Here is a 26,239-nt window from a genome sequence, read left to right on the forward strand (position 1 = left end):
TAACAATAATGGAGGTAACAATTGAGCCCGGATGGAAGGCGATTTTAAAGGAAGAATTTGAAAAGCCTTATTTCAAAAATTTAGTGGAATTTGTAAAAAATGAATATTCCTCCACAAAATGTTTTCCGCCGGGAAAGCAGATTTTTTCGGCATTCAACCATACGCCTTTTAATGAAGTGAAAGTAGTGATAATAGGTCAGGACCCGTATCACGGCGACGGACAGGCGCATGGTTTGTGTTTTTCTGTGGGTGAAAATGTAGCGACTCCACCTTCGTTAAAAAATATATTTGAAGAAATAAGGACTGATATTGGAACGCCTATTCCGAGCAATGGAAATTTGGAACGCTGGGCAAATCAAGGGGTTTTGCTTTTAAATGCAACCTTGACTGTTCGTGCACACCAAGCTGGAAGCCATCAAAATAGGGGATGGGAAAAATTTACGGATGCCGTTATTGAAAAACTTTCACAGGAAAGGGAAGGCTTGGTTTTTATGCTTTGGGGAGGACCTGCAAAAAAGAAAGGAGCAAAGGTTAACAGTTCAAAACATCTGGTTTTAACCAGTGGCCATCCATCGCCACTGGCGGCAAACAGAGGGTATTGGTTTGGTAACAAACACTTCAGTAAAACAAATCAGTATTTAAATAAAAATGGTAAAGAACCAATAAATTGGTAAATTACTGTTGAAATAATAAAGAATAGAACGGGGAGAGATTTTCTATTCTTCTTCAGGTGTTTCGGGTTCTGTGGCGTCGTTGCAGCTAAATTGCAATAGCAAGAAGTTTGTGACTAACAACGCGCCCAAAACGATTAAAAAAGTAGTCATAATACTTGGTTTTATACCAATAAGATGCAGAGTCTACTTTCGGGTTGCGTAAATTTTAAGATTTTTTTTAGAAATTTTGTAAGATGTTGTCTTTCTGAATTTTAGACTCAATTAAATCTAAGTCCAAAAGTTTTTGTTGAATGTTTTCCAGCTCTTTTGAAGTCAATTGTCGATCGCTCCATTCAGTTAAAGAAAGCCATTCCCGCACATCTTCAATTTTTTGACCATAACGTTTAGCTATCACTTCATCAATGTTTGGTAATGTTTTAAAATTCTCAGTTACAGCATTTATAACTCCCAAGATAGCTTTTATGCTTTTTGTGTCATTCTCCAAAACATCATTCCGAACGGCTATCACAAAACTTGGCCAAGGGGTTGGAGACATGCCGACCAATCGGAAAGTACCGTTGTCAACGTGTGGTTTGGTCATAAATTTTTCCCACATAAAATAATCGCCATTTCCTTTGGGTAGCCCTTCCAACGCTCCATCCAAGTCTTTTATAACTTTAAAGTTTAAATCATTCTTCAAATTCCAATCGTGATTTTCAGCATTTACAAACGCCATTAAATGCGAACCTGAACCATAACGACTGATAGCAGCTTCGGTTCCTTTTAAATCTGAAACGCTCTCATAATCCGAATTTGCGGCTACGTGGATTCCCCAAAGCAAAGGCGATTTAACAAAAACCTGTACAATTTTGCTTTCATTACCTTTTATAATATCACGAACCATTCCTTCGGTAAGGATTACGGCCATATCAATTTCCTTTTCCCGAAGTGCGCGGCACATTTGGCCAGTTCCGCCTGCGAAATCTTTCCAACGTAGATTTATTCCTTTTTCATGGAATTTTTTATCGCGAAGTGCAATGTACCAAGGCAAGTTGAAATGTTCCGGCACGCCGCCGATTAAAAAATTTTTCATTTAGCAATTATTTCCAAAGTGTATTGAATAAGTGATTCGATTGTTTTTGAAGCATCTTTACTAAAAGTTCCAGATGCACGGTTGGCGATGATAGCATTCATGGAAAGTGCCCGATGGCCCAAAAGTTTTGCCATTCCGTACATAGTGGCCGTTTCCATTTCTAAATTGGTGATTTTTTTCTTTTTATAACGAAAAGAGGCTAACTTTTCATTTAAATTTTCGTCTTTCAATTTTGCACGAAGCACGCGCCCTTGCGGCCCATAAAATCCAACGTTAGTGATGGTAATGCCCTGCTTTGTTTTTTCTGAAGTAAACTTTTTCACCAATTCCTTGTCAGCTTCAACGGCATATGGAACAGAGTTGTCAGGATTCCACTGCGTGTGGTCTATAAATGCCTGTGCAAAATCGCGATTGAATATTTTATCTGTTTTTGCATAATAATGCATTACATTATCTAATCCAATGCCTAGCGTACTGATTAAAAAACTATCTACTTTTACATCAGGTGTTAAACCTCCAGAGGTTCCAATTCTAATAATATTCAGCGATGTTAGCTTTTTCTTTGCCTGCCTTTTTTCAAAATCTATATTTATTAAAGCGTCCAGTTCATTGAAAACGATATCAATATTGTCTGGGCCAATTCCAGTAGAAATCACGCTAATGCGCTTCCCTTTATAAGTACCAGTGTGAGTTTTAAACTCGCGATGCTTCGCTGTTGTTTCAATAGTGTCAAAATATTTTGAAACCATTTCCACGCGGTCAGGATCTCCTACAGTTATAATTGTGGGCGCCAACTGTGATGGAGCAAGATCTAAATGATAGATTTTGCCTTCTGGGGTTAGTATTAATTCAGATTCTTCTATTTTCATTTTTAAAATTTATCCCCCAACTCTTTTCACTTTAAAACCTTTATCCTTTAAAAACTGCATAATCTTATCGCGATAATCACCTTGGATTATGATTTGTTCATTCTTAAAACTTCCGCCGACACTCAATAATTGTTTTATTTCCTTCGCCAAAATTTTAAAATCTGAATCTGCGCCAGTATATCCTTCAATAATAGTTATTGGTTTGCCTTTTCGCTTTTCATATTTGCAGATCAAAGGATCATCCTGCATCCAAATAGTAGATTCTTCCTCAGTTTCGGGAATTTCATTTGGTTCGTGATCTGGGAAAAGATTTTTTAATTGATCTTTTAAATCCATTACTTTTTAATTAAGCCAATTTCTACCAAACGCTGGTGCAAAAACTCACCAGCCGTAATGTCATCATACGCTTTTTCATGTTCGGCATCAATACATTCCGGCAAACAATTCAATTTCATATCGCTGCGAGGATGCATAAAGAAAGGGATAGAATAGCGTGGACTTCCCCATTCCTCTCGCGGTGGATTTATAACACGATGAATAGTTGATCGTAATTTGTTGTTGGTATGCCTTTCAAGCATATCGCCAACATTGATAACAAGTTCATCCTCGTTTGGGATTGCATCAATCCATTCGCCATCTTTTCTTAAAACTTGAAGGCCACCAGCCGATGCGCCCATCAATAAAGTGATTAAATTTATATCACCATGAGCTCCAGCTCGTACGGCTCCTTTTGGTTCTTCAGTGATAGGAGGGTAGTGTATTGGGCGTAAAATGCTATTTCCGTTTGTTGCCCAATGGTCAAAATAAAATTCATCCAAACCAATATAAAGTGCCAATGCACGAAGTACATAAATTCCTGTTTTTTCAAGCATTCGGTATGCCTCCATCCCTGTGTGATTGAAATCTGGCAATTCTTTTACCTGAACATTTTTTGGGTATTCTTCAATCAGTTTTGCATCTGCAGCAGGTTCTTGGCCAAAGTGCCAAAACTCTTTCAAATCTCCTTCTTTCTTTCCTTTAGCGTGTTCTTTTCCGAAGGAAATATAACCGCGCTGTCCACCAAGTCCTTCAATTTCATATTTTTCCTTTATTTCAAGTGGAAGGGCAAAAAAACTTTTCACTTCTTTATAAAGTTCTTCAACCAAATCGTCGCTGAGAAAGTGGTTTTTAAGCGAAACAAAGCCTATGTCTTCATATGCAGAACCAATTTCGTTTACAAATTTTTGTTTTCTTTTTTGATCTTCAGATAGAAAATCGGCCAAATCTACACTGGGTATATTATTCATAGCAATTGAAATTAGCTTACAAAGATACCAAATTGTAAAAGTTTTTCCACAGCTAAATTTTGCTTTAATTATCCTTGTGGCAAAGGGTTTTTTTCTACTTTTGGTACTGCAAAATTATTATGATGAAACCAGAAACCACGCCACATATTTTCTTTGATTATAACCGAAAAGACCTTGATAATGAAATTTTGTTGAAACTTTACCGAGGTATGCTCAAACCGAGAATGATAGAAGAAAAAATGCTCATTCTTCTTCGCCAAGGAAAAGTTTCAAAATGGTTCAGTGGAATTGGGCAGGAAGCAATTTCAGTAGGAATTACGGCGGTTTTGGACAAAGACGAATACATTTTACCTATGCACAGAAACCTTGCAGTTTTCACGATGCGCGACATTCCGTTGCACAGGTTGTTTTCGCAATGGCAGGGAAAGGCGAACGGTTTTACCAAAGGACGCGACAGAAGTTTTCACTTTGGAACGCAGGAATTTCACATTGTTGGGATGATTTCGCATTTAGGGCCACAATTTGGCGTTGCCGATGGAATTGCGTTGGCAAACAAATTAAAGGGAAACAATAAAGTGTGTGCTGTTTTCACAGGCGAAGGCGGAACGAGCGAAGGCGACATTCACGAAGCGCTGAACGTTGCTTCTGTTTGGCAACTTCCGGTTTTGTTTTGTGTAGAAAATAATGGTTATGGCCTTTCAACGCCAACCAATGAACAATATAACTGTGAAAATATAGCAGACCGCGGCAAAGGCTACGGCATGGAATCGCATATTATTGAAGGTAACAATATATTGGAAGTTTATACAAAATTGAAGGACTTGGTTGAAAGTATGCGGATAAATCCGCGTCCGGTGCTATTGGAATTCAAAACCTTCAGAATGCGCGGCCACGAAGAGGCGAGTGGTACAAAATATGTTCCGACAGACTTAATAGACGAATGGGGCTTGCGCGATCCACTTCTGAATTATGAAAGTTATTTGTTGAACGAAGGAGTTCTTTCCGAAGAAAAAATTCAGGAATTTAAAGATGAGTTTAAGCACGAAATAGATGAAAATTTAGACATTGCCTTTGCTGAACCAAAAATTGAATCTACTGAAGCTAATGAATTAAATGATGTTTACAAAGAGTTTAAATATCAGGAAGTTAAAGAAAATTCAAAAAAAGAAAACATACGTTTAATCGATGCTATTTCGCAAGGTTTAAAACAATCTATGGAACGTCACGACAATCTTGTGATAATGGGCCAGGATGTTGCTGAATACGGCGGAGTTTTCAAAATAACGGAAGGATTTGTGGAGCAATTCGGGAAAGACCGTGTGCGCAATACACCTATATGTGAATCGGCGATTGTTTCTGCGGCAATGGGGCTTTCCATTAATGGATACAAAGCGATTGTAGAGATGCAATTTGCTGATTTTGTCACTTCGGGCTTTAACCCAATAATCAATTATCTAGCGAAAAGTCACTATAGATGGAGCGAAAAAGCAGATGTGGTTGTAAGGATGCCCTGTGGCGCAGGAGTGGGAGCGGGACCGTTTCACAGCCAAACCAATGAAGCATGGTTTACGCATACTCCTGGCTTAAAGGTTGTTTACCCAGCTTTTCCGTATGATGCAAAAGGGTTATTGGCAACAAGTATTGAGGATCCAAATCCAGTGATGTTTTTTGAACATAAAGCATTATACAGAAGTATTAGACAAGATGTGCCAACAGATTATTACACACTGCCATTGGGAAAAGCTTCTCTTTTAAAAGAAGGAAAGGACGTTACAATAATAACTTACGGTGCCGGGGTACATTGGGCCTTGGATACTTTAGAGCAAAACCAAGAAATAAGTGCAGACTTAATTGACTTACGGACATTAGTTCCTTTAGATACTGAAGCAATATACAATTCAGTGAAGAAGACCGGGAAGGTAATTATACTTCAAGAAGATTCTATGTTTGGGGGGATTGCCTCAGATATTTCTGCACTAATAATGGAAAACTGTTTTGAAAATTTGGACGCTCCAGTGAAGCGGGTTGCCAGTTTGGAAACACCTATTCCTTTTGCAGCAAATTTAGAATCTGCCTATCTTCCTAAAGAAAAATTTAAAGAAAACCTATTAGATTTACTTTCTTACTAATAATTTAACATTCGCTGTTAAACTTTAGATAAAGACAATCCAAACGTTAAAATTGTTATTTAAATTAGTACCATACTAATCATTAAAATATACAAATTATGTTACGTTGGATCGTTATTTTTCTAGTAATTGCAATCGTTGCAGCAATTTTTGGGTTTGGTGGCATCTCAGAAGGTGCGGCTGATATAGCAAAAATTATTTTTTACATCTTTATAGTTCTTTTAGTAATATCCTTACTCTCAAGATTATTTAAAAGATAAAAAAACTACTAATCTCATTTTTAACACAAACTATCATTTATGAAAAAAATCCTCATTTTAGCCCTAATAGCGGCTACAGCATTTTCTTGTGGAACACCAAAAACCGTTCAAGAATCTAAGAAAGTTATTAAAGGTTATTGGAATTTAGATAATATTAGCTACGATTCTTCGGGAACATATAATGTTACCCTATTCAACGACACTTCCGTAGAGTGTTTTGAAGGAAGTACTTGGCGATTTATACCTAATAACAATACAGGAAATTATACTATTGATAACTCAAACTGTCCAACTGGTCAGCGTGATTTTATCTTTACTATAATAGAAATTGATCCTGCTTCTGGATTATATGATTTTATGCTAAAACCAACAAATGCCAAAGGAAAATCCGAGACAAATGCTGGATTTAGATTACGCCTTGCCCAACTTAACGATTCTTCTATGCGTTGGGAACAAACGGTTAGTTTGGACGGCAAGCCTTTCAAAATAAATATTAACTTTTCTAAAATAAACGATTAAAAATTATGAGAACATATTTTAAACAAACCGCATTAGTAGCTTTAGCTTTCACTCTTATTTTAAGTCTCGGAAGCTGTGAGGCAACCAAAAATGCTAACAATAAACAAAAAGGTGCTGTAATTGGAGCTGCATCTGGAGCAGTATTGGGAGCAATTCTTGGTAATAATATTGGGAAAGGCGGAAATGGAGAACTTGGAGCCGTAATTGGTGGAGTAGTTGGAGGTGGAGCTGGAGTTCTTATTGGAAGCAAAATGGATAAACAGGCCCAAAAAATTGAGCAAGAAATCCCCGGTGCTCAAGTAGAAAGAGTTGACGATGGAATTGTGATTACATTTGATGAAAATAGTGGGGTTTATTTTGACACTGCCAAATATAACATCAATGCTGCATCTCAAGCCACTTTAGATAAATTGGCAAATGTTCTAAAAGAATACCCTGACACAGATGTACTTGTTGTGGGCCATACAGATAGCGTAGGTGCTGATGAAATGAACATGACACTTTCAAAAAATAGAGCCCAGTCCGTTACTAATTATTTTGTACAGAACAAAAATTTAGGAGCTGGAAGATTTACTACCAATTGGTATGGCGAAACAGCTCCAGTTGCAGACAACACTACTGCTGAAGGCCGTGCTAAAAACCGCCGAGTAAACCTTGCTATAATTCCAAATGAAAAAATGAAGAAGGAAGCCAAACAGCAAGCTGGAGAATAATTAGAAATTTAAACTTATTAAAAATCCCGCACCTCTTTTTGGTCGGGATTTTTTTTTAGCTTTAACGCAAAGATGGCAGACAAAGTGAAAAGAGATATTATAGTTATTGGTGGAGGTCTGGCAGGGCTTACTGTGGCATTAAATCTCGCTAACAACAACTTTAAGGTTTGTTTGATTGAAAAAAATGAATATCCAAATCATAAAGTCTGTGGCGAGTATGTTAGCAACGAAATATTACCCTTTTTAAACTCATTGGGAATTGACCCATTTTCAGTAGGGGCCAAAAAAATATCAAAATTTGAGATTACTGATTTAAAAGGAATTCCTTTAAAAGTAAATTTACCACTCGGAGGATTTGGAATTAGCCGCTATGCCTTTGATAATTTATTGTTTGAATCATTGCAAAGTAAAGCTGAAATAATTTTTGACACTGTTGAAAAAATAAATTTCAAAAAAAAATATTTTTCGGTGACAACCCAAGGAAAGGAAGTTTTGAATGCAGATTTCGTCATTGGCGCCTTCGGAAAGAGATCTAATTTGGATTCATTTTTAAACCGAAAATTTATGCAGCAAACTTCGCCTTGGCTTGCTGTGAAAGCACACTATGAATATGATTTTCCCGAGAATACTGTGGCGTTGCACAATTTTAAAGGTGGCTATTGTGGGTTAAGCAAAACCGAGACAAACGTTGTTAACGCTTGCTATTTAAGTACTTTTAAATCTTTTAAAAAATATGGTGATATTGATATGTTCCAAAAAAAAGAGCTTTCTAAAAACCCCTTTTTGGAAAGCTTTTTTAAGGAAGCAAAACCAATCTTCAAAAAACCACTAACTATTAGCCAAGTATCGTTTCAGAAAAAAAAACCTGTGGAAAACCATATCTTTATGATTGGTGATAGTGCAGGACTTATCCACCCGCTTTGCGGTAATGGAATGGCAATGGCAATAAGAGGTGCACAGATTTTTTCGGAATTGTTTCTTGATGCGCTTAAAAATAGCAATTTTGATAGAATGAAACTGGAAGAACAATATACAACCCAATGGAAAAACGAATTTGAAGGAAGATTAAAAACCGGAAGATTTATTCAACGCGTTTTGATGGATCCATTTGCTTCAAAAGTAGGGTTTTCAATGGCCCGGATTGTTCCTTCAATAGTGCCGAAAATTATTGAAAAAACCCACGGAACCAAAGCTGTATGATTACTTTCAGCAATAAATACAGATCCCAACAATTGGAAATTATGGACGATTTGGATTTCCAAGGGGAAGAAATGAAAAATCTTTTGGGCGATTTGAAATATGTAAACAAATGGCTGGGCGGCAACAAGGTTACGCTTGATGGAATTGAAAAACTTTTACGCGGCAATTCAAAAAAGGAACCAATCACAATTTTGGATATTGGTTGTGGCGATGGCCAGTTGCTTCGAAATTGTGCAAAATATGCAGAAAATAATGGTCTAAAATTGAAATGCATCGGGTTGGATTTCAATAAAAATATTTTGGAGTATGCTGAAAACCAAAGCAAGGATTTTCCAAATATAAAATTTCAAAAAGTTGATGTTTTTTTGGAGGAAGAATTAATTCCGAATTGCGATATTGCAGTATGTACGCTGTTTTTGCACCACTTCAGTGATGAAAGTATTGCGGAATTATTAAAGATTCTTTTAAAAAAATCAAATAACGGCTTGGTAATTAACGATTTGCAAAGAAGCAGAATAGCCTTCAACTTATTTAAAATTGTGAGTAACTTGTTTTTAAAAACCGATACGGCAAAACATGATGGTCTGATTTCCATTGCGAGAGGTTTTAAAAAAGATGAACTTGAATATATTTCAAAAAAAATCCCAAATCAAAAAAGTGAAATCCATTGGCGGTGGGCCTTCCGCTATCAATGGGTACTCAAAAAAACGATATGAGCGTAAAAATAACCACAGTAGCAAAACAGTTGCCGGCCCACAGTAGAAACACTGCGGAAGTAATTCCGTTTGTAAAACAATGGATGAGTGGGCAGGACAGCCGTTTTCAGCGAAAAGTGATAAAAATATTTGAAGGAGCGGGCGTGGATAAACGCTATTCCATTATGGATCCTATAGAAGTCTTTACAAACACGAGTTTTGAGGAACGCAACGATATTTATGTTCGCGAAATAACAAAACTAGGGAAGCAATGTCTTGAAAAAGCGTTGAAAAAAGCTCATTGGAAACCTACGGATGTAGATTTTATTATTACCGTTAGCTGCACAGGAATTATGATTCCGTCGGTTGATGCCTATTTGATTAATGAACTGAAAATGAAGCAGGACATTGTCCGCCTTCCCGTTACCGAAATGGGCTGTGCGGCCGGGGTTTCGGGGATTATTTATGCAAATAATTTTTTAAAGGCAAATCCCGGAAAACGTGCCGCCGTAATTGCCTTGGAAGCGCCCACCGCTACTTTCCAATTGGAAGATTATTCAATGGTGAATATTGTTAGCGCGGCAATTTTTGGTGATGGAGCAGCCTGTGTTTTGCTTTCTTCTAATGAAAAAGATACGGGCCCGGAAATACTTGCAGAAGAAATGTATCATTTTTATGATGCAACGGATATGATGGGCTTTAAGCTTGTAAACACTGGACTTCAAATGATTCTTGACAAAGGCGTTCCCGAAAAGATCACGGAACATTTCCCAGATATCGTGCATCCTTTTCTTAAAAAAAATAATTTGGAGATAAAGGATATTGACCATCTTATTTTTCATCCGGGGGGGCGAAAAATTGTTGAAACGGTTGAGGATTTATTCGGGAGCTTGGGCAAAAACATTGAAGATACCAAAGAAGTACTTAAATTGTACGGAAATATGAGCAGTGCAACCGTACTTTATGTTTTGGAAAGATTTATGGATAGAAAACCTGCAAGCGGCGATTTAGGGTTGATGCTCAGTTTTGGCCCCGGTTTTTCGGCACAACGGGTTTTATTGAAATTTTAAAATTTCTTTATACAGATTGAAAATTATTTATGAAACAATTTGAAAATCAATGGGCAATAATTTTGGGGGGCAGCAGCGGGCTTGGTCTTGCCAGTGCTAAAAAACTTGCTTCCCAAGGAATGAATGTTTGTATTGTCCATCGGGATCGAAAAAGCAATTTGGCAGCATTTGAGAAAGAAGTAAAGGCAATGGAATCATTTGGAGTTTCAGTTAAAACCTTTAATCAGGATGCTTTAAGTAAAGATGTTCGGGATGCAATTGTTCAAGAATTTCCAAAGAATAGCGTTAAATTGTTATTGCACAGCATCGCAAAGGGCAGTTTAAAAACAATGCGAGGCTCTGAAAATAAAACCCTTTCAAAACAAGATTTTGATATTACCATTCACGCAATGGCAACAAGCTGGTATGAGTGGACCCAAATATTGATCCAGCACGAAATTTTTACCAAAAAAGCAAGAAATATAGCTTTTACCAGTGAAGGCAATAGCAGGGTTTGGTCCGGTTATGGTGCGGTTTCGGCAGCAAAATCAGTGCTTGAAGCATTGATGCGAAATATGGCTGTGGAATTTGCCCCACTTGATATAACAACCAACTGCATTCAGGCTGGAACTACCGAAACTCCTTCGTTTTTGGTAATTCCGGGGAGCGAGGAACTTGCAAAAATGGCAAAAAAGAGAAATCCATTTGGACGTTTGACACAACCTGAAGATGTTGCAAACGTTGTGTTTTTGCTTTGTAAAAAAGAAGCTGATTGGATAAACGGAACCATTCTTAAAGTAGATGGCGGGGAAAGCCTCAGATAATAAACAATTTTAGATTTTGACATATAAAGATATTCTTGATTCACTACCGTATTCCGAGCCTTTTTTGTTTGTGGACGAAATTCTTTCTGTTTCGGAAGAAGCAATAAAGGGCACCTATACATTTCAACCAGACGCTTTCTTTTACAGAGGACATTTCAAAGGCAATCCAGTAACACCGGGCGTTATTTTAACGGAATGTATGGCACAGATTGGGTTGGTTTGTTTCGGAATCTATCTTTTAATGGAAGAAGCCATTTCAAAAAAAACCACATTTGCGCTCAGCAGCAACGAAATGGAATTTTATATTCCTGTCTATCCAGGTGAAAAAATTACCGTTGTTTCAGAAAAAATATATTTTAGATTTCAAAAATTAAAGTGCAAAGTGCGGATGATGAATGAAAAAGCTGAAGTAGTAGCCTTGGGAACTTTAAGTGGAATGATGATCAATGGGAAAAAGAATAAAGAATGAGTTTCATAACAGTCTTCCTAAACTTTAAACCTATAAACTTTTAAACCTATAAACTTTTAAACCTTAAAATGAAGAAACGCGTAGTAATTACTGGTCTTGGAGTGGTCTCGCCGAATGGGGTGGGAGTGCCGGAATTTACCGAGGCCATACAATGTGGAAAGTCGGGAATCCGTTTTTTCCCAGAGTTGCGCGACCTTAATTTTAGTTGTCAGTTAGGAGGAATGCCAATTATTTCCGAAGAAAAAAAACGGGAATATCTCTCAGAACTGCAACTTCGAAATTTCAACAGTAGCGGAATTTTATACGGTATTATTGCGGGAATGGATGCCTTAAAAGATGCGCAGTTGCAACCGGCAAAAAATGACGAAGAACCGCTATGGGATTTAGGGATTATCTTCGGAAGCGGTACAAGCGGGGTCGAAAAATTTCGCGAAGCCATATATAAAATAGACGATAAAAATGTGCGGCGTTTGGGTAGTAATTCTGTAGCACAAACAATGACCAGCGGAGTGAGCGCATATCTCGGCGGATTAATTGGTGCCGGAAATATGGTAACCGCAAACTCATCTGCCTGTGCTACCGGTACAGAAGCACTGTTGATGGGTTATGAGCAAATTGCAAACGGAAAAGCAACCTATATGCTTTGTGGCAGCACTAGCGATAGCGGCCCGTATATTTGGGGCGGTTTTGACGCAATGAAGGTTACCACTTATAAATACAACGATTCTCCAGATGAAGTAGCAGGACCAATGAGCGCAGAAGCTAACGGCTTTGTTCCGGGGAGTGGGGCGGGAGCCTATCTTTTGGAATCTTTGGAAAGTGCTCAAAAAAGGAATGCAACTATTTATGCCGAAATTTTAGGCGGCGCCGTAAACAATGGCGGGCAAAGAGGGGAAGGTAGTATGACCGCACCAAATGGAGTGGCGATACAGAAATGTATTAAAAATGCATTGCAGAACGCAAATATTTCCGCCTCGGAAATTGATTATATCCATGGGCATTTAACTGCAACAATAAAAGATCCGGATGAAATTGAGAATTGGAGTCTCGCCCTTGACAGAAAAGGAGTGGACTTTCCGTATATAAATTCACTGAAAGGAATGGTGGGCCATTGCTTGGCGGCAAGTGGAAGCATTGAAATAGTTTCTTCCATCATTCAGCTTCATAAAGGGTTCATTTTTCCCAATGTAAATTGTGAAAATTTGCATCCAAAAATAACAACATTGATTTCTTCTGATAAAATTTCGACGAAACTACTCAAAACATCGTTACAAACCATAGCCAAGGCCAGTTTTGGTTTTGGTGATGTGAACGCTTGTGCTATCTTTAAAAAAAATTAGATATCATGACTTCGAAAGAAATTTTCGCACTTCTTGAGCCCATAATTAAAACATATTTACCCGAAGATGTTTCAGCAAAAGAAATAAATCTTGATAGTGATTTAACCCGTGAGCTGAACATTAATTCAGCCCATCTTGTAGATATAATTTTGGATATTGAGGATGTCTTTAGTATTGAATTCAAAAATGAAGACATGGAAAAACTTCGAAATGTGAACGATGCTATTTTGCTGATTCAACAAAAGACTTCTGCTTAAAAGAATCGTTTATATATTTTCTTATTTTATCGTTAATTCTTAATAATAATGCAGTTAAAGTGAGTTAAAAATGTAAACTCAAGCTTTAAAATTAATTATTTTCAATGGAACTTTTTAAAATATAATAGCCATGAAAAAATTAGTTTTCTTATTAATATTATTAACGAGCCTTTCCTCATTTTCACAAGACCCTTTTCTTCAAAAATCTAATCCAGAAGCAAAAAAAGAGGCGATTAAAATTACCAACCTTTATATCCCCGAACTTGCATTAACGGGAGATGAGCAGTTATTGTTTCAACAAAAGGTAGAGGAATTTTTGATTCGGAGATATAAAATTGAAGCTGAATTTAAAGGAAAAGAAAAGTTAGAGTTGCTTTACCAACTTCAGCAAATGGAAACTGATGATATGCAAGATATTCTTACACGAGAACAAATGCAAGTTTATAAAAAAATTAAGCCAAGAATTCAACCATTGGAAACGGTTTCAAAAGAATAATTAATTATTCTTTTCTATAAAGTTCTCATTTTCGGTTTTTCTCTCAATATCTGGATCCGTATCATTAGAGGGGCTTTGTTCCAGACCGGCAGAGTCCACCTCAAAAAACTCTAATATTTCGGGTGGATTATCAATTTGTTTTGTGCGTTTTCCTTTAATTGCAATAGGTCTTGAAATTACGGAATCATTATTCTGAATAATTTTCAGCCAATCATTTGAACCAAAATTAGCGGTGCTTTCATCATCAATTTCCAACTCTCTTTTATCAACCAAATCACCAATTTTAACTCCTAGTGCTTCCGCAATCTCTGCCCATTGGGTATCAGACACTTTAGTTTTTGCCAAATCTATTGCTAAATATTTTTCATCAATACCTGCAAGATAGCTTAGTGTGTGCGTTCCAACCCGTGTATTACTACTGTAAATAAGTGTAAGTAGTTTATCATTTCGTGCTATAACTCCCATATTTTTCATACAATTAGTGTGCTTTCAATTTTTCTTTGCGCTTCTGAAGCTGTGAGCGAAGTTCTGTGATCACCTTTGCAACCGAGGCTTCAAATGATGCAGTTGATGTTTCTGCAAAAATTGTAGATCCAGGTATTGCTAAACGTACGCTGCAAATTTTACCAATTTCAGGATTGGAACTATTTTCCTTTTTAAAATAAACATCAGCACCTACAATTGAGTCATATTTATTTTCAAGTTTATTTAGTTTTTCAGTAACAAAAGCTTCCAATCTTTGGCTCGCTGCCACTTCGTGATACTCAAAATTTATATTCATATTCTGTTAAATTTGGTTATGAATTTTAAAGATACAATAGGCAAAAATCCATTCCAAACTTTTAAGGGGATTTTGTGAAATTAATCTTCTTCTGCGGGCTGCGGGTTAGGGTCGGGGATAAGTAGGGAGGCAATAATTCCACCAGAAAGCGAAACACCAATAACGGTTAGCGATAGCCATTCGGGAATTTCAACATTGTGTGAGAGTATCATCTTCACGCCAACAAAGGCAAGGATAACCACAAGACTGTAATTGATAAAACGAAATTTGGTCAGCATTCGGGAAATCAAAAAATACATAGACCGAAGCCCCAAAATTGCAAGAATGTTAGAGCTAAAAACAATGAAGGGGTCTGCCGTGATTGCAAGTATAGCAGGAATACTGTCCAAAGCAAAAAGAATATCGGTCAATTCAATAATTATGAGCGCTACAAAAAGAGGAGTAGCTGCGCGAACACCCATCCTTTTGATAAAAAACTTATCACCTTCCATTTTGTAACTTATTGGAAAAAGCTTCTTTAGAAAACGAAACATTTTGGACTTTTTTGGGTCGAATTCGGATTCTTTATGAAGCAACATTCTAAAAGCAGTAATCAAAAGAAAAGCTCCGAAAACATAAATAATCCAATCAAATTTATTGATAAGTGCAACGCCGAAAAAGATCATCAGCGCCCTGAAAACAATGGCGCCCAAAATTCCCCAAAACAAAACCTCGTGCTGGTATTTCTTCGGAATGGCAAAGGAGGAAAAGATTACCGCTATAACAAAAACATTATCAATACTTAAGGAAAGTTCTATTAAATAGCCTGTAATGTACTTTAAAACAGCAGTGTTTGGGGAAAGGCCTGTAGGATTCTCTATAAGCCCATCACTAAAAAGCCAATAGATAATTCCTGAAAAACTAAGGGCAACGGTGACCCATATTGCGGTCCAAATTGCTGCTTCCTTTGTTTTGATGACATGCGGATTTCGGTTAAAAACACCCAAGTCCAATGCCAGAAATAAAATGATAAATGCTATAAATATTCCCCAGACAATCATTTTTTAAAATTTTAAACAAAAATAAGTGCAAATACTGTCTAAATAATACAGGAAAATGTTAATAGTGAAAGAGAGCGGTAAATCTTTTTTTAAACTTTTATAACAAAATCAAAGGCTTAATTTTAAAATAAAAATAAAAGGATTATAAATAAATACTTTAAAGGCTTTATTGCTGATTAAATAATTAGATTATCTTCGGAAATAACCTTTTTTACCAATCATAAAATGGAAAATGCCAAACAAAGTAAATCTGAAGAACAACAAAATATTGACAATGAGCTTCAGAATTCCAAAAATTCGGAAGCCGATAATGCAAAATCACACGGCGAAATCCTGAAACAGCAAATTGTGGAAGGGCAGGAGACTTATGACAAAAACCCGATAAGTATTCTTTTAAGTTCGTTGACTGCAGGCTTGGAAATAGGTTTCAGTTATTTATTGATCTGTTCACTATATTTTTTTCTAAATGGAAAAGTTACCGAAGACACTATTTTTAGTGCAATGGCCTTTGTTTATCCCGTTGGATTTATAATGGTAATTCTTGGCCAGTCCATACTTTTTACGGAACAGACTTCCCTTTTAACGTTGCCTGTTCTTAATAAAAAAAGAAGTATTTCGAGTCTTTTAAAACTCTGGGGTTTGGTTATTTTAGGGAATTTGATTGGCGGTTATCTTATAGCTTTTCTTTTGGTGTGGTTTGGCCCACATTTAAATATATTCGATTTGCAGACAATTGAAAAAATTGCGCTGCACGTAACCCAATATAACAATATTGTAATACTGGTAAGTAGTATATTGGCTGGATGGCTTATGGGATTGCTATCTTGGTTGGTGGCCGCTTCAAAAGATACGCTTAGCAGAATTGTAATAATTTTTATGATCACGGCCGTTTTGGGCTTTACTGGTCTTCACCACAGTATTGTTGGTAATGTGGAAGTATTTGCCGGATTGATCAGTTCGCCTGCAATATCCCTTTTGGACTATATATATTTTATAGCCTTGTCACTTTTCGGAAATGCGCTGGGCGGATTTGTTTTTGTGGCGCTGCTTAAATATCGTGCTTTTGTATATGAAGCTAAGGGGTGATTGGCTAGACAAAACAAAAAATAAATAGAAAAATCCCTTAAAAGAAGGGATTTTAAATGTGTTTATTTAGCGAGTGAAAACCAATTATCCAGGATTAATTCCTCCGGCTGGCTTTTTTTTAATTTTTGGCGCTGGCGTTTCTCTACCATCCGTTTTTTTTGGTTTCGCAGGAGTTGCGGGCTTTTTTTTTGGTGCTGTTGGCATAATTGACAAATTTTGGTTAAACAATACTTAAAGATACGCAATTAGTAATTATCGTTTCCATTTTATTTGGAATAAATATTCGAAGACTATCTGAATTTAAGTATTTTAGCAGTACTAACCGAATATTATGAAGCTTAACTCCTTTTTTAAGCAGTGCCACGAAAAGGAAGTTTTTAAAATGTTGTCTATATATGTAGTATCTGCTTGGGTAATTTTGCAGGTGCTATCAATTACGTGGCAGCCTTTGGGACTTCCGCAAAAATCTGTTACTTTCCTAATAGTAGTCTTGCTTATATGCTTTCCTCTTTATATTTTTTTTCTTTGGAAATTTAGAATTGTTCCCCTACAAAAAGCCGAAATAGACCCTGATGAAAAAGAAATAAAGAAAAGAGCCTCTTTTCAAAAAATGTACTTTTCTGCTTTGGGTATTATCGCTTCTATCTGCGTAATAGCCGTTTTTTTTATTGTGAATAAAAATTTCTTCCAACGGAATGAAGCGCTTCTTCCAAAAATAATACAAAGCGATAAAATTGCTGTTTTAAAATTTGGCAACAATACGGGCGACCCGCAATATGATATTGTGAGCAAAATGGCTTCCGATTGGATTATCCATGGCATTACCGAAAACAACGTGGCACAAGTAATAACACAGGATTTGGTAGATGAATATAAAGCAATTTTAAAGGGAAAAAATGTTGAAGAAGATGAAACCGCCATTGTCAAAGAATATCTGAAACCCAGTAAAATTATTTCTGGAAATTTCTATCTCAAAAAAGGGAAACTAATTTTTCAGGGAATGTTGATAGATGGGAAAACGAACAAAACCATCATTTCATTTAAGCCCACAGAATGTGCCGCTGAAAACCCATTAAAATGTATTGAAGACTTAAACGAATCTATTACAGGCTATTTTATTACTGCAGACAAGAAAAATCTAACGATTCAAGAAAGCCCACCTAAATATGAGGCATACAAATATTTGCTAGAAGCAAAAAACAGTAATGATGACCAAGAGTACATTACACTATTAAACAAAGCTATTGAAGCTGATTCTATGTATTTTGAGCCAAAGGTACTAAGAGTTCAGCACTATTTTAATCAAAGAGAATTCAAAAAGTCAGATTCGCTGCTTGAACTTATAAAACCAGACTCCTATACCAACAAACGTCAACTGAATCTACTAAATATGCACGAGGCGTTATTAAAGGGAAACAACCGCGCAGTTTATAATACTTATTTAAAAGAGTATGAAATAGCGCCTTCCGATTTAGGTAGCAATAAAACCATGATGATTTTTGCGCTTCAGTTTGTAAACAGGCCCGAAGATGTTGAAGCAATTTACAAAACAGTTGTGATGGATAGTATGAATCTCCAAAACTGCCGGGATTGCATTTTTCGCATATACGTAAAAGCGTATGCAGATATTGAATTGAAAAATTACAGTTCAGCTATTAAAACAATTGAGACAGCCCAAAAAGAAAATGAAATAAAGTATCTTAATAGGCCTTTATTAATTGCGTACATAAGGTCTGGAAAAGAAGCGGTTTTCGAAGAATTTATGCGAAAAATAGATATAACTGCAACCACGGCAGAAGCACAGGAGTTGTATTTACAAGCTGGAAAAGAATATTTAATGAAAAGCAACAAGCCAAAAGCAGATGAATATTTCAACAAAATAATAAACTCCGAGTCTGAAACAGTAGCCCCAGAAATGTTAGCTGAAGCATTGTTTTATAAAGAAAATTATGCAAAAGCAGAAAAAGTTTTAAGTCAAATTCATACCAATGAGCCAAAGAATAGTGACGTTTTATCAAAATTGGCAATCTGTAATTTTAAACTCGGCAATAATTCCGAAGCTGAAAAAAATATCCAAAGTTTGGAAAATCTACGAGCTAGCTTCCAATTTGGTGAAATAGATTATGCCCTTGCGCAATATTACGCAGCAACAAAAAACAAAGCTGAGCTTTATAAACATTTGCTAAAAGCTGTAGCCAATGGTCATGTATATAATTGGAAATACTATAAGAACGATCCCCTGTTTATAGATTACATAAATTCAAAAGAGTTTGAAGAAGTGATGAATTTTTGGAAATAAGATATTTTTAAATTTTCAGCTCCCCACTGCTTTTTCTATTCATTTAAAACTAAACAAAATGGCAAAACTTAAAAATGCACACGCATTAATCATTGGGGTTGGTAGCAAAGATCTACCAGAAACTGTTAACGACGCCAAAGCTTTACAGAAACTACTAGGCGATAAAAAATATGGCGGTTACTATAAAAAAAACATAAAAGTACTTACCAAGAAAAAAGCTACACGAATTGGAATTCTAAAAGCGTTTGATGAATTGCTTGAAAGAACAGATGAAAATTCATCCGTGTTTCTCTACTATTCCGGCCACGGTGGTATGTATAGCGATAATACTTTCATAAAAGATGAAGCAAAAAAGAAGCCCGAAGCAGAAAACCAAAAGTATTTTCATCTCTGCCCAAATGACTATGATCCCAATAACTACAAAACCACGTGGATAAAAGCGGAAGAGGTAAAATATAAACTCTCACAACTGCAATGCCGAAGACTGATTTTCTTTTTGGATTGTTGCCACGCCGCAGGAATGACGGCAGGTGTTTCAAGGCAACCTTTGCAGCCAAAACACACAAACGCAGACGGCTTGGCTCAAAACTTAGACGATGGCCGTGGAATGATGATTGTTTCTGCCTGCCGTGCCGATCAGGAAAGTGGAATTGTAGAAGGGGAGGAGAACAGCATTTTTACAAAATGTATGCTTGAAGTTTTAAGGGGAGATCACAAACGTGAAGACGAGGACCCATTCGTAAAGATTATTGAGGTTGTTGAATATTTATTCGATAGGGTTCCTAAAATAAATCCTGATCAAAAACCATATGCCAATCTTCAGATGTATGAAAATTTTGTGGTTAGTATCTCTTCAAAATTTGAAAAAGATAACCTTGAAGAGACTGAAGCTGAAACTTTAGAAAACAAACCTAAATCAACTGAAAAAGAATTGGTTACAAAATTTAGGGAAAGTGAAAATGCCAATAGCGTAATTCTTTTTGTACACGGTTTTTCCGGCGATGCTGAAAATACTTTTTCGCAAGCGCCAAAGTTGCTCATTAACAATAAAGGCGGCTTGGACGGTTGGGATATGTTTCCGTTGGGATACAGCAGTAATGTAGTGCCAGAAATGGGCAAGAGTGTTTGGGCCTGCTCAAAAGATATTGAAAGAAATTCAGATTTTTTGCTTACTTCAATAAAAAATAAATTTTCAAAATATAAGCGTATCGCAATTGTAGCACACGATTTGGGTGGAATTGTAGTGCAACAAGCGATGCTACAATTGGATAAATATGATTTAGGCAGAATAAGTCACGTGATGTTCTATGCTACGCCAAGTAACGGCCTTCCTGAAATAGAGCTTCAAAACTTTTTCACTTATGACAATGATGAAAAAGAACTGAAGGAAGGAAGCCAATATATTCGAAACCTTCGGAATCGTTGGGATGAGGCTTTTCCAGCTGATTATCCTTTTACTTTTAAAACAATTGCAGCAACTAAAGATGAATATGTGCCCATTAGTTCAAGTTTGGAACCTTTTCCAAAAAAATACCACGAAATTATAGAGGGCGACCATTTTTCAATAGTACAGATTACGAATGAAAATGATGATAGCTACCGACTAATTTTAAATACGTTAACCAACAAAAGTTTTTTGAACAAATCTTCGAACACAGAAGAAATAAATATTGCATTGGGCGAGTATAATGATGTTATAAACAAGCTCCTTCCAACACTGAAAACCCTTGACGGTAAAGGCTTGGAGCAATTGGTTTACGCATTGGAAGGAGCCGGTAGGGAAGTGGAGGCAATGAAAATTTTAAATGAACACCCAGAGGCAAAGGACAATTCAAACTTATTGGGAATAATGGGAGGAAGGTATAAGCGCCAATATTTGAAAACTCATACAGCTGAAGATTTGCGAATGGCATTCAAACATTACAGCGATGCCCTGAAAATTTCAGAGGCGAAAAATGATTATTCCCAAATATACTATCACGCTATCAACCTGGCTTTTCTCAGTTTGATGAAAGGAGAGAAAGGTGATATGAATTCGTTTGCAGACCAAGCATACCAAGCCACAGCAAAAGATCCATTTCCAAGTCTGTGGAAACTTGCAACCATGGGAGAGGCTTCTCTTTATAAAGGAGACTTTGAAAACGCAAAGGAAAATTATAAGAAAGCGGCAAAAATGGCTGGATTGCGCGAAAAGATTTCAATACATTCCAATGCTTATAATGCATACGTTAGCTTAATGCAAACAGACAATCCGGAAGACCCATTTATAAAATTCCTAAAAACGAACTTTTTAACGTAGTATAAACCAGTTTATGTATTCTGAAAATTCGACAGATTCATTCATTAAAGACCTAAGAACCAAATTTTTATTGTAATTTAATTTCAAATTAATACATAATGAAAAGATTCCTCCAGGACGAAACTCCTAACTTAAAATTTAAAAAGGCTTTAAAAAAGCCAATTCCAATAAAATGTATTCAAATAGACGAGCCGTTTGAAGTGGAAAGTATGGAAGGATTGGTTAAAGGCAAAAAGGGCGACTGGTTGATGGTTGGCATTAACGGTGAGAAATATGTTTGTGATGCTGCTATTTTTAAGAAAACCTATGATATTATAGACTAACACAAGGCTAAATTAAATTTAAAATCGCTAAAAGATGAGTGCAAAAAAGATTTTCATCAGTTATTCAAGACGTGATACCGAATATGTAAAACCCTTGTGGACGCATTGCGAAAACAAGGGTTTGAAGTGTGGTTTGATAAAAACATACGCACAGGAACAGACTGGGATGACACCATAGAGGAAGAGTTAAAGAAAGCCGATGCAATAGTGCTGATACTTTCAAAAACCTCTGTGGCTTCAGAGAATGTTAAGGATGAAATATCATACGCTATAGGATTGGACAAACCTGTAAATCCTATAAAGATTGAAGAGTGTGATGTACCGATGCGCTTGGCGCGGAAGCAATTTGTAGATTTTACGGCAATGGGCCACGAAGCTGGGTTTGAACGTTTGGTGAAAGATTTGAAAATAAGTTTAAAAGAAGCGGAAACCGCTGTGGCAAAAGGAACATTCAATCCACCAAAAGCAGCTGCAGCACAAGGAAATGTAGTACAAAAAGGTTCCAAAAAAATAATCCCTTACATAATTGGCGGGGTTGTTACATTGATACTTTTTATTGTTTTAATTATGCAATGTGATGATGGAACCACTGAAGAACCCGTTGATAGCGGCGCGGAGACCACTATAGAAACGACCAACCCAGATTGGGATGATGCCGTGAATTCGCATTCCATAGACAATTATTTGAAGTATATGTACAAAATGGGCCCAGAGGATGATTACTTTTTTGCTGCATCAGATTCCATTGATGTATTGATGCCAAATTATGGAGTTGTTACCTATAAAGATCCTGACGGCAAAAAATATTTTGTAAAGAATCTTTTTACAAATGCTGAAGGAGATTTGGATTATGGACAGGACGACGGAGAATTGCCAAGAAAAGGAGATATACTTACAGCAACCGGTATTGTGGATGTATTTGATGTGGATGACAAACAGATTATCCACGGCGAGAATATTATTGCAGGTGAAAAGGTGAGAGTTATGGCAGTAACTTTTACCGAAGACAATTACGTTTTTATAACCATAGCATATCCAGATAAGTAATATCCATAATAAAAGAATAAAAAACTAATAATGTATAGAAGGGTTTTGCTGTTTTCTATTTTACATAATATAAATTATAGAACAAAGAGGGCATCTTGTTTTTCCCATTAAAGATTGTGCTATGTTGCTAAAATTCTATATTATGTAAAATATCCCAGAATGTTCCGAAAGCTTCATTTATTATCCGTTGGGGGTCATTAAACTTTTTTGTTTTCGTCTGTATTCAAGTTCGCGTTGGTATGTTCTATAATTAGACGCTATGTAAAATTGCCGCGCAAATTGTTCTTCATTTTATATGTTGCTTTCTCATAATATTTTGCAATAGCATTAATATGCACAACTTTTAAGCCAGCCGCACAAAAGCAAACATCCGTCTTAATTGATTATTTAGTACTTTTTAGAATATTATTGCTGTAAAAAAGTTTTCAGAAACATTCGGGAAAAATTACCGTAAGAGTAAAAAATTTATCCCTGCGCACCATCCATTCATAAATTTCTTTACCCTTACTCGTTTAGTACTTTTGTTGAAAGTTTGGTTTAGTACATTTAAACCTTGTAACGAACATTCAAATCTCTCTACTACATTTTTGTTCAGTCTTTCTTTTTCCTTGATGAAAAAGAAACAAAAAATCAAGGCTTCACAATACTTTGGAAACAATGTACGGGTCGCTCGCTACACTTTAGGAAAGATTGGAACGTGTTAAGACTGCCTTGAACTGCCTTTAAACTTTTATCATATTAAGGATATATAGTGCTGACACCCTAAATTGCTTAACGCTCAACTCCCCTATTGTTTTGCCACAGTTTTCTGAGGCCGTTTTTAATTACCGTCAATACTTTTGCCATTCTCAAAGTATTCTACAAATTTTAAATTTAAAGCCCCAGATTTTAACCTTACGTTTTCGTCTTCATATTTCAAGAATTCTTCTTCGTCAGGTATTGAAAAATCATCAATTTTAATCCAAGTTTTATATCTATTTCCGTAATCTTTATCATTACTCGCGATATCTTTCTTTAAGTCCATATAAGTTTTTGAATATCCAGGCATCTCTAAACTATTATCTTTTGGACTATATTTAGCATAAAATCTTGTGCGAGGTTTATTTTTTAATTGCTCGATAATTTCTGGATATTTACTTAACAAATGTCGTTGAAATTTATAAACTATAAACCACCTAAATGGTTCACCCCATTCACTTGTTACTTTTGAGGGACAAGGATATTCGAATACATTTGTATAAATATGTATTTTTTTCTCGGAAGATAATTTCGGATAGGTAACTAACTCTGCATAACACTCACATATATTATCAGTCAGTAATGAAGTGTCATTTTGAGCAAATGCAATTGTGGAAACAAAAAATAGTGCTATTATACATTTCATAGCTATAAGTTTTAATCAGTAATAATTGAAATATTCAAATTTTTTAAGTGATGGTTATGATATTTTAATAAAACTAAAATTTACTTTCTTTGCCACCTCCAGAAAGTTTTATTAAGTGATTGAAAGCCTTTACCAATCGTTCTGCCGTTGATTTGTTGACAAAATCGATTGATATTAATCTATCTTTTTCAACATAAATTCCTTTATCTTTATCGAAATGGAAAATACAATTTCGTGCATTATAGCAGTTTATTTGTATTCCATTAAATTCTGAAATCCCTCCAGATTTAGATTCAAAATCGCCAAAGTAAAATTGAACTTTACTTAAATCCTCTAAACTAAATCTATAGGATTCTTTAAACCCGTCACCAGAGTATTCTCCTTTTGGTTCTATAAAGTCTAAATCAATTATTCCGTCTTTAATATTAATTTTAGCTTTACCAGTTAAATATGTTCTTTTCTTTGTTATTTGAACAGCTCTATAACCTTCAGCATTCACATAATTTGTTATAAATTCTATTGTCTCTTCTTTTGTTGCGTCACTTTCTTCCTCTATTTTTTCTTGAGCATTTATTGAAAAAAATGATACACTTATTAAGAGTAAAAACAGATATAAATTTTTCATAACGATCATCGTTTTAATTGTTCTTTTAATAACTATCCTTTTTTAAGGACTTTTTCTATTTGTGCTTCTATATTGCTATAATCTAAACTCCCAAGCACTGAACAGCTACAAATATCACTCTCGGTATATTTGTCGTTCTCTTTTTTAAATTGTTTAAACTGTTCATCATTTTTATAGGCTTCGCCACTTGATGCAATTACGATAAGGTCACCACCTGTCGAAAGATTAAATACTTTTCCACTATTAATTTTATAGCCTTTGGATTTTTTAAAACAGCCTGCTAAATAAATAGAATTATTATTTGATATGGGTTTATAATTCGAAAAACCAAATTCATCAGCATTATATGTTTTGCCTTTGTAATTGTAAGAAATTATTTTAGGTTGCTTTATTTTAACGGAGAGAAGGAAATCTCCAAGGGAATAATAATATCTATAAGTAACTTCAAAAGTGTTCGACTCAAAATTAACCTTACTTGTATGCGGAATATTCAGCATCTCTGTACAGCTCTGAGCATTACTGTTTAAGTTGCACAAAACAATAAATCCTATTATTAAAAAGCTTAGTTTTTTCATAATTATAATTATTTAATTTGTCTTTGCTTTCAAGCGAATAATCTTATTATTAATCACAGTAATAATTGAAATATTCAAGTTCTGAGATTTTATAGTTCACATATTTTTTAGTCAAATTCATAAATTCTAATCGAGTTTCTTCCGCTTCTTTTCTACTTTTAAAAATTCGAGCGCCCTCATCACCATAAGGTAAATCATTAAATTTTGCGTCTAAATAAACTCGAAAAGCATTTGCTATTGCGGTTTCATTAGTTGAATAGTTGCCATCACCACAATAAGATTTTACTATTGTATAATAAGCTACAGGTCTGTAACCTTTAGCATAACCATTTGCGGGTGTAAAACTACCACTACCTGACCTCTCAACAAAAGATGCATAATAATAAAAATCTGCGGTTTCTTCATTCTTGACTGAATTTGCAGAAACAAAAATGAAAAGAATGGAAATAATCAATAACAAACGTGTAATTAAATTTTTCATAATAGTTTGATTTAAAATTTATTTTCAGATACTGTCAAATTTTCACATTTTACATCCCATTTTAAAAGATAATATAAATGCTCAAAAGCTTTGAATACTCTTAGGGCGAAATCTTTATCTACTCCATAACTGAAAGGATATGCTTGATGACCCATTGGCACATTAATTATATATTTTCCCTCATACATAAAAAATTCAAGATCCTGTGTATCTTTGTCCGTAGATATAAATTCTTCTCTTTCTTTGCCAATTTTAATTGTGTATTTGATTAAATTTGATTGTTCATCAAAATAAATAAACCATTTCTCACCTTCCTGTTCACTTCTAGGAATACCGTAGTTTCGCAACCAAAGAATAGTTTCTTTTAAAGTCGCATCATTTTGCTTTTCTTGTGCAGATATTGAAAATGAAAATATAACGAATATTAAAACTATTATTTTTTTCATA

At 35.5% G+C, this 26,239-nt stretch carries 30 protein-coding genes; 18 read left to right on the forward strand and 12 right to left on the reverse strand.

All coding sequences use genetic code 11. From position 1 onward, the window contains the following. Positions 1-8: 8 nt before the first annotated feature. A complete protein-coding gene (gene ung, locus Q2U82_RS12780) occupies positions 9-674 on the forward strand; it encodes a uracil-DNA glycosylase (RefSeq protein ID WP_410005242.1) in 666 nt (221 codons plus the stop codon). A 217-nt stretch (positions 675-891) separates the two neighbouring features. On the opposite strand, the gene Q2U82_RS12785 is transcribed toward ung, so the two are convergent. From Q2U82_RS12785 to Q2U82_RS12800, 4 genes are read right to left on the reverse strand one after another with little or no spacing between them, the layout of a single operon-like run. Beyond that, positions 892-1,746, reverse strand: coding sequence for a substrate-binding domain-containing protein (locus Q2U82_RS12785; protein ID WP_410005243.1), 855 nt, complete (start codon positions 1,744-1,746; stop codon positions 892-894). After that, complete coding sequence (locus Q2U82_RS12790; protein WP_410005244.1) at positions 1,743-2,615, reverse strand: nucleoside phosphorylase; 873 nt, start codon at positions 2,613-2,615, stop codon at positions 1,743-1,745. Before Q2U82_RS12790 ends, Q2U82_RS12785 begins: the two co-directional genes overlap by 4 nt. 9 nt (positions 2,616-2,624) lie before the next feature. Next, on the reverse strand, positions 2,625-2,951 hold the full coding sequence (locus Q2U82_RS12795) for a translation initiation factor (RefSeq protein WP_410005245.1): 327 nt from the start codon (positions 2,949-2,951) through the stop codon (positions 2,625-2,627). Next, positions 2,951-3,901, reverse strand: a complete 951-nt coding sequence (locus Q2U82_RS12800) for an isopenicillin N synthase family dioxygenase (RefSeq protein WP_410005246.1) — start codon at positions 3,899-3,901, stop codon at positions 2,951-2,953. Before Q2U82_RS12800 ends, Q2U82_RS12795 begins: the two co-directional genes overlap by 1 nt. A 119-nt stretch (positions 3,902-4,020) precedes the next feature. On the opposite strand from Q2U82_RS12800, the gene Q2U82_RS12805 reads away from it, so the two are divergent. The 12 genes from Q2U82_RS12805 (at position 4,021) to Q2U82_RS12860 (ending at position 13,852) form a co-directional block, all read left to right on the forward strand. Further along, positions 4,021-6,030: a thiamine pyrophosphate-dependent enzyme gene (locus Q2U82_RS12805; RefSeq protein ID WP_410005247.1), complete on the forward strand. Its 2,010-nt coding sequence runs from the start codon at positions 4,021-4,023 to the stop codon at positions 6,028-6,030. 98 nt (positions 6,031-6,128) lie between these two features. Further along, entirely contained in the window at positions 6,129-6,290 is a 162-nt protein-coding gene (locus tag Q2U82_RS12810) for a DUF1328 domain-containing protein (RefSeq protein ID WP_410005248.1), read from the forward strand. Positions 6,291-6,329: 39 nt separating this feature from the next. Beyond that, positions 6,330-6,809, forward strand: coding sequence for a lipocalin family protein (locus Q2U82_RS12815; protein ID WP_410005249.1), 480 nt, complete (start codon positions 6,330-6,332; stop codon positions 6,807-6,809). A 5-nt stretch (positions 6,810-6,814) separates the two neighbouring features. Continuing rightward, on the forward strand, positions 6,815-7,522 hold the full coding sequence (locus tag Q2U82_RS12820) for an OmpA family protein (RefSeq protein WP_410005250.1): 708 nt from the start codon (positions 6,815-6,817) through the stop codon (positions 7,520-7,522). 72 nt (positions 7,523-7,594) lie between these two features. Then, positions 7,595-8,722 carry an NAD(P)/FAD-dependent oxidoreductase gene (locus Q2U82_RS12825; protein ID WP_410005251.1) on the forward strand — a complete coding sequence of 376 codons (1,128 nt, stop codon included), beginning with the start codon at positions 7,595-7,597 and terminating at the stop codon, positions 8,720-8,722. Next, positions 8,719-9,438 (forward strand): methyltransferase domain-containing protein, encoded by a 720-nt coding sequence (locus Q2U82_RS12830; protein ID WP_410005252.1) that lies wholly within the window; start codon positions 8,719-8,721, stop codon positions 9,436-9,438. Before Q2U82_RS12825 ends, Q2U82_RS12830 begins: the two co-directional genes overlap by 4 nt. Further along, complete coding sequence (locus tag Q2U82_RS12835; protein WP_410005253.1) at positions 9,435-10,487, forward strand: type III polyketide synthase; 1,053 nt, start codon at positions 9,435-9,437, stop codon at positions 10,485-10,487. Before Q2U82_RS12830 ends, Q2U82_RS12835 begins: the two co-directional genes overlap by 4 nt. Before the next feature lie 29 nt (positions 10,488-10,516). Continuing rightward, positions 10,517-11,290, forward strand: a complete 774-nt coding sequence (locus Q2U82_RS12840; protein ID WP_410005254.1) for an SDR family NAD(P)-dependent oxidoreductase — start codon at positions 10,517-10,519, stop codon at positions 11,288-11,290. A 16-nt stretch (positions 11,291-11,306) separates the two neighbouring features. Beyond that, entirely contained in the window at positions 11,307-11,759 is a 453-nt protein-coding gene (locus Q2U82_RS12845; RefSeq protein ID WP_410005255.1) for a 3-hydroxyacyl-ACP dehydratase FabZ family protein, read from the forward strand. A 68-nt stretch (positions 11,760-11,827) separates the two neighbouring features. After that, positions 11,828-13,099 (forward strand): beta-ketoacyl-[acyl-carrier-protein] synthase family protein, encoded by a 1,272-nt coding sequence (locus tag Q2U82_RS12850; RefSeq protein ID WP_410005256.1) that lies wholly within the window; start codon positions 11,828-11,830, stop codon positions 13,097-13,099. Positions 13,100-13,104: 5 nt separating this feature from the next. After that, a complete protein-coding gene (locus Q2U82_RS12855) occupies positions 13,105-13,356 on the forward strand; it encodes an acyl carrier protein (protein ID WP_410005257.1) in 252 nt (83 codons plus the stop codon). A gap of 130 nt (positions 13,357-13,486) precedes the next feature. Further along, on the forward strand, positions 13,487-13,852 hold the full coding sequence (locus Q2U82_RS12860; RefSeq protein ID WP_410005258.1) for a hypothetical protein: 366 nt from the start codon (positions 13,487-13,489) through the stop codon (positions 13,850-13,852). Here Q2U82_RS12860 and Q2U82_RS12865 read toward each other — a convergent pair whose 3' ends face one another. The 3 genes from Q2U82_RS12865 to Q2U82_RS12875 form a co-directional block, all read right to left on the reverse strand. Next, a complete protein-coding gene (locus tag Q2U82_RS12865) occupies positions 13,853-14,317 on the reverse strand; it encodes an arsenate reductase family protein (RefSeq protein ID WP_410005259.1) in 465 nt (154 codons plus the stop codon). Between the two features lie 13 nt (positions 14,318-14,330). Then, positions 14,331-14,633, reverse strand: coding sequence for a ribosome hibernation-promoting factor, HPF/YfiA family (gene hpf, locus Q2U82_RS12870; RefSeq protein WP_410005260.1), 303 nt, complete (start codon positions 14,631-14,633; stop codon positions 14,331-14,333). Between the two features lie 80 nt (positions 14,634-14,713). Beyond that, positions 14,714-15,673 carry a TerC family protein gene (locus tag Q2U82_RS12875; protein ID WP_410005261.1) on the reverse strand — a complete coding sequence of 320 codons (960 nt, stop codon included), beginning with the start codon at positions 15,671-15,673 and terminating at the stop codon, positions 14,714-14,716. Positions 15,674-15,898: 225 nt separating this feature from the next. Here Q2U82_RS12875 and Q2U82_RS12880 point away from each other — a divergent pair, with 225 nt between their 5' ends. The 5 genes from Q2U82_RS12880 to Q2U82_RS12900 all read left to right on the forward strand — a co-directional run bounded on the left by Q2U82_RS12880 (position 15,899) and on the right by Q2U82_RS12900 (position 22,727). Further along, positions 15,899-16,759, forward strand: a complete 861-nt coding sequence (locus Q2U82_RS12880; RefSeq protein ID WP_410005262.1) for a formate/nitrite transporter family protein — start codon at positions 15,899-15,901, stop codon at positions 16,757-16,759. Positions 16,760-17,090: 331 nt separating this feature from the next. Continuing rightward, complete coding sequence (locus tag Q2U82_RS12885) at positions 17,091-19,058, forward strand: tetratricopeptide repeat protein (RefSeq protein ID WP_410005263.1); 1,968 nt, start codon at positions 17,091-17,093, stop codon at positions 19,056-19,058. A 58-nt stretch (positions 19,059-19,116) separates the two neighbouring features. After that, entirely contained in the window at positions 19,117-21,357 is a 2,241-nt protein-coding gene (locus tag Q2U82_RS12890; protein ID WP_410005264.1) for a caspase family protein, read from the forward strand. Positions 21,358-21,455: 98 nt separating this feature from the next. Next, positions 21,456-21,680, forward strand: coding sequence for a PGDYG domain-containing protein (locus tag Q2U82_RS12895; RefSeq protein ID WP_410005265.1), 225 nt, complete (start codon positions 21,456-21,458; stop codon positions 21,678-21,680). A 96-nt stretch (positions 21,681-21,776) separates the two neighbouring features. Beyond that, positions 21,777-22,727, forward strand: coding sequence for a toll/interleukin-1 receptor domain-containing protein (locus tag Q2U82_RS12900; RefSeq protein WP_410005266.1), 951 nt, complete (start codon positions 21,777-21,779; stop codon positions 22,725-22,727). An 820-nt stretch (positions 22,728-23,547) separates the two neighbouring features. Here the strand turns inward: Q2U82_RS12900 and Q2U82_RS12905 are convergent. The 5 genes from Q2U82_RS12905 to Q2U82_RS12925 all read right to left on the reverse strand — a co-directional run bounded on the left by Q2U82_RS12905 (position 23,548) and on the right by Q2U82_RS12925 (position 26,238). Then, the gene (locus Q2U82_RS12905; protein WP_410005267.1) at positions 23,548-24,111 is read right to left on the reverse strand and encodes a hypothetical protein; all 564 of its coding nucleotides are present in this window, start codon (positions 24,109-24,111) and stop codon (positions 23,548-23,550) included. Between the two features lie 73 nt (positions 24,112-24,184). After that, positions 24,185-24,736, reverse strand: coding sequence for a hypothetical protein (locus Q2U82_RS12910; RefSeq protein ID WP_410005268.1), 552 nt, complete (start codon positions 24,734-24,736; stop codon positions 24,185-24,187). 32 nt (positions 24,737-24,768) lie between these two features. Then, positions 24,769-25,311 carry a hypothetical protein gene (locus Q2U82_RS12915; protein WP_410005269.1) on the reverse strand — a complete coding sequence of 181 codons (543 nt, stop codon included), beginning with the start codon at positions 25,309-25,311 and terminating at the stop codon, positions 24,769-24,771. Positions 25,312-25,360: 49 nt separating this feature from the next. After that, a complete protein-coding gene (locus Q2U82_RS12920; protein ID WP_410005270.1) occupies positions 25,361-25,792 on the reverse strand; it encodes a hypothetical protein in 432 nt (143 codons plus the stop codon). An 11-nt stretch (positions 25,793-25,803) separates the two neighbouring features. Next, positions 25,804-26,238: a hypothetical protein gene (locus Q2U82_RS12925; RefSeq protein ID WP_410005271.1), complete on the reverse strand. Its 435-nt coding sequence runs from the start codon at positions 26,236-26,238 to the stop codon at positions 25,804-25,806. Position 26,239 lies beyond the last annotated feature (1 nt).

The organism is Aequorivita nionensis (assembly GCF_046352995.1).
GTDB lineage: Bacteria > Bacteroidota > Bacteroidia > Flavobacteriales > Flavobacteriaceae > Aequorivita > Aequorivita nionensis.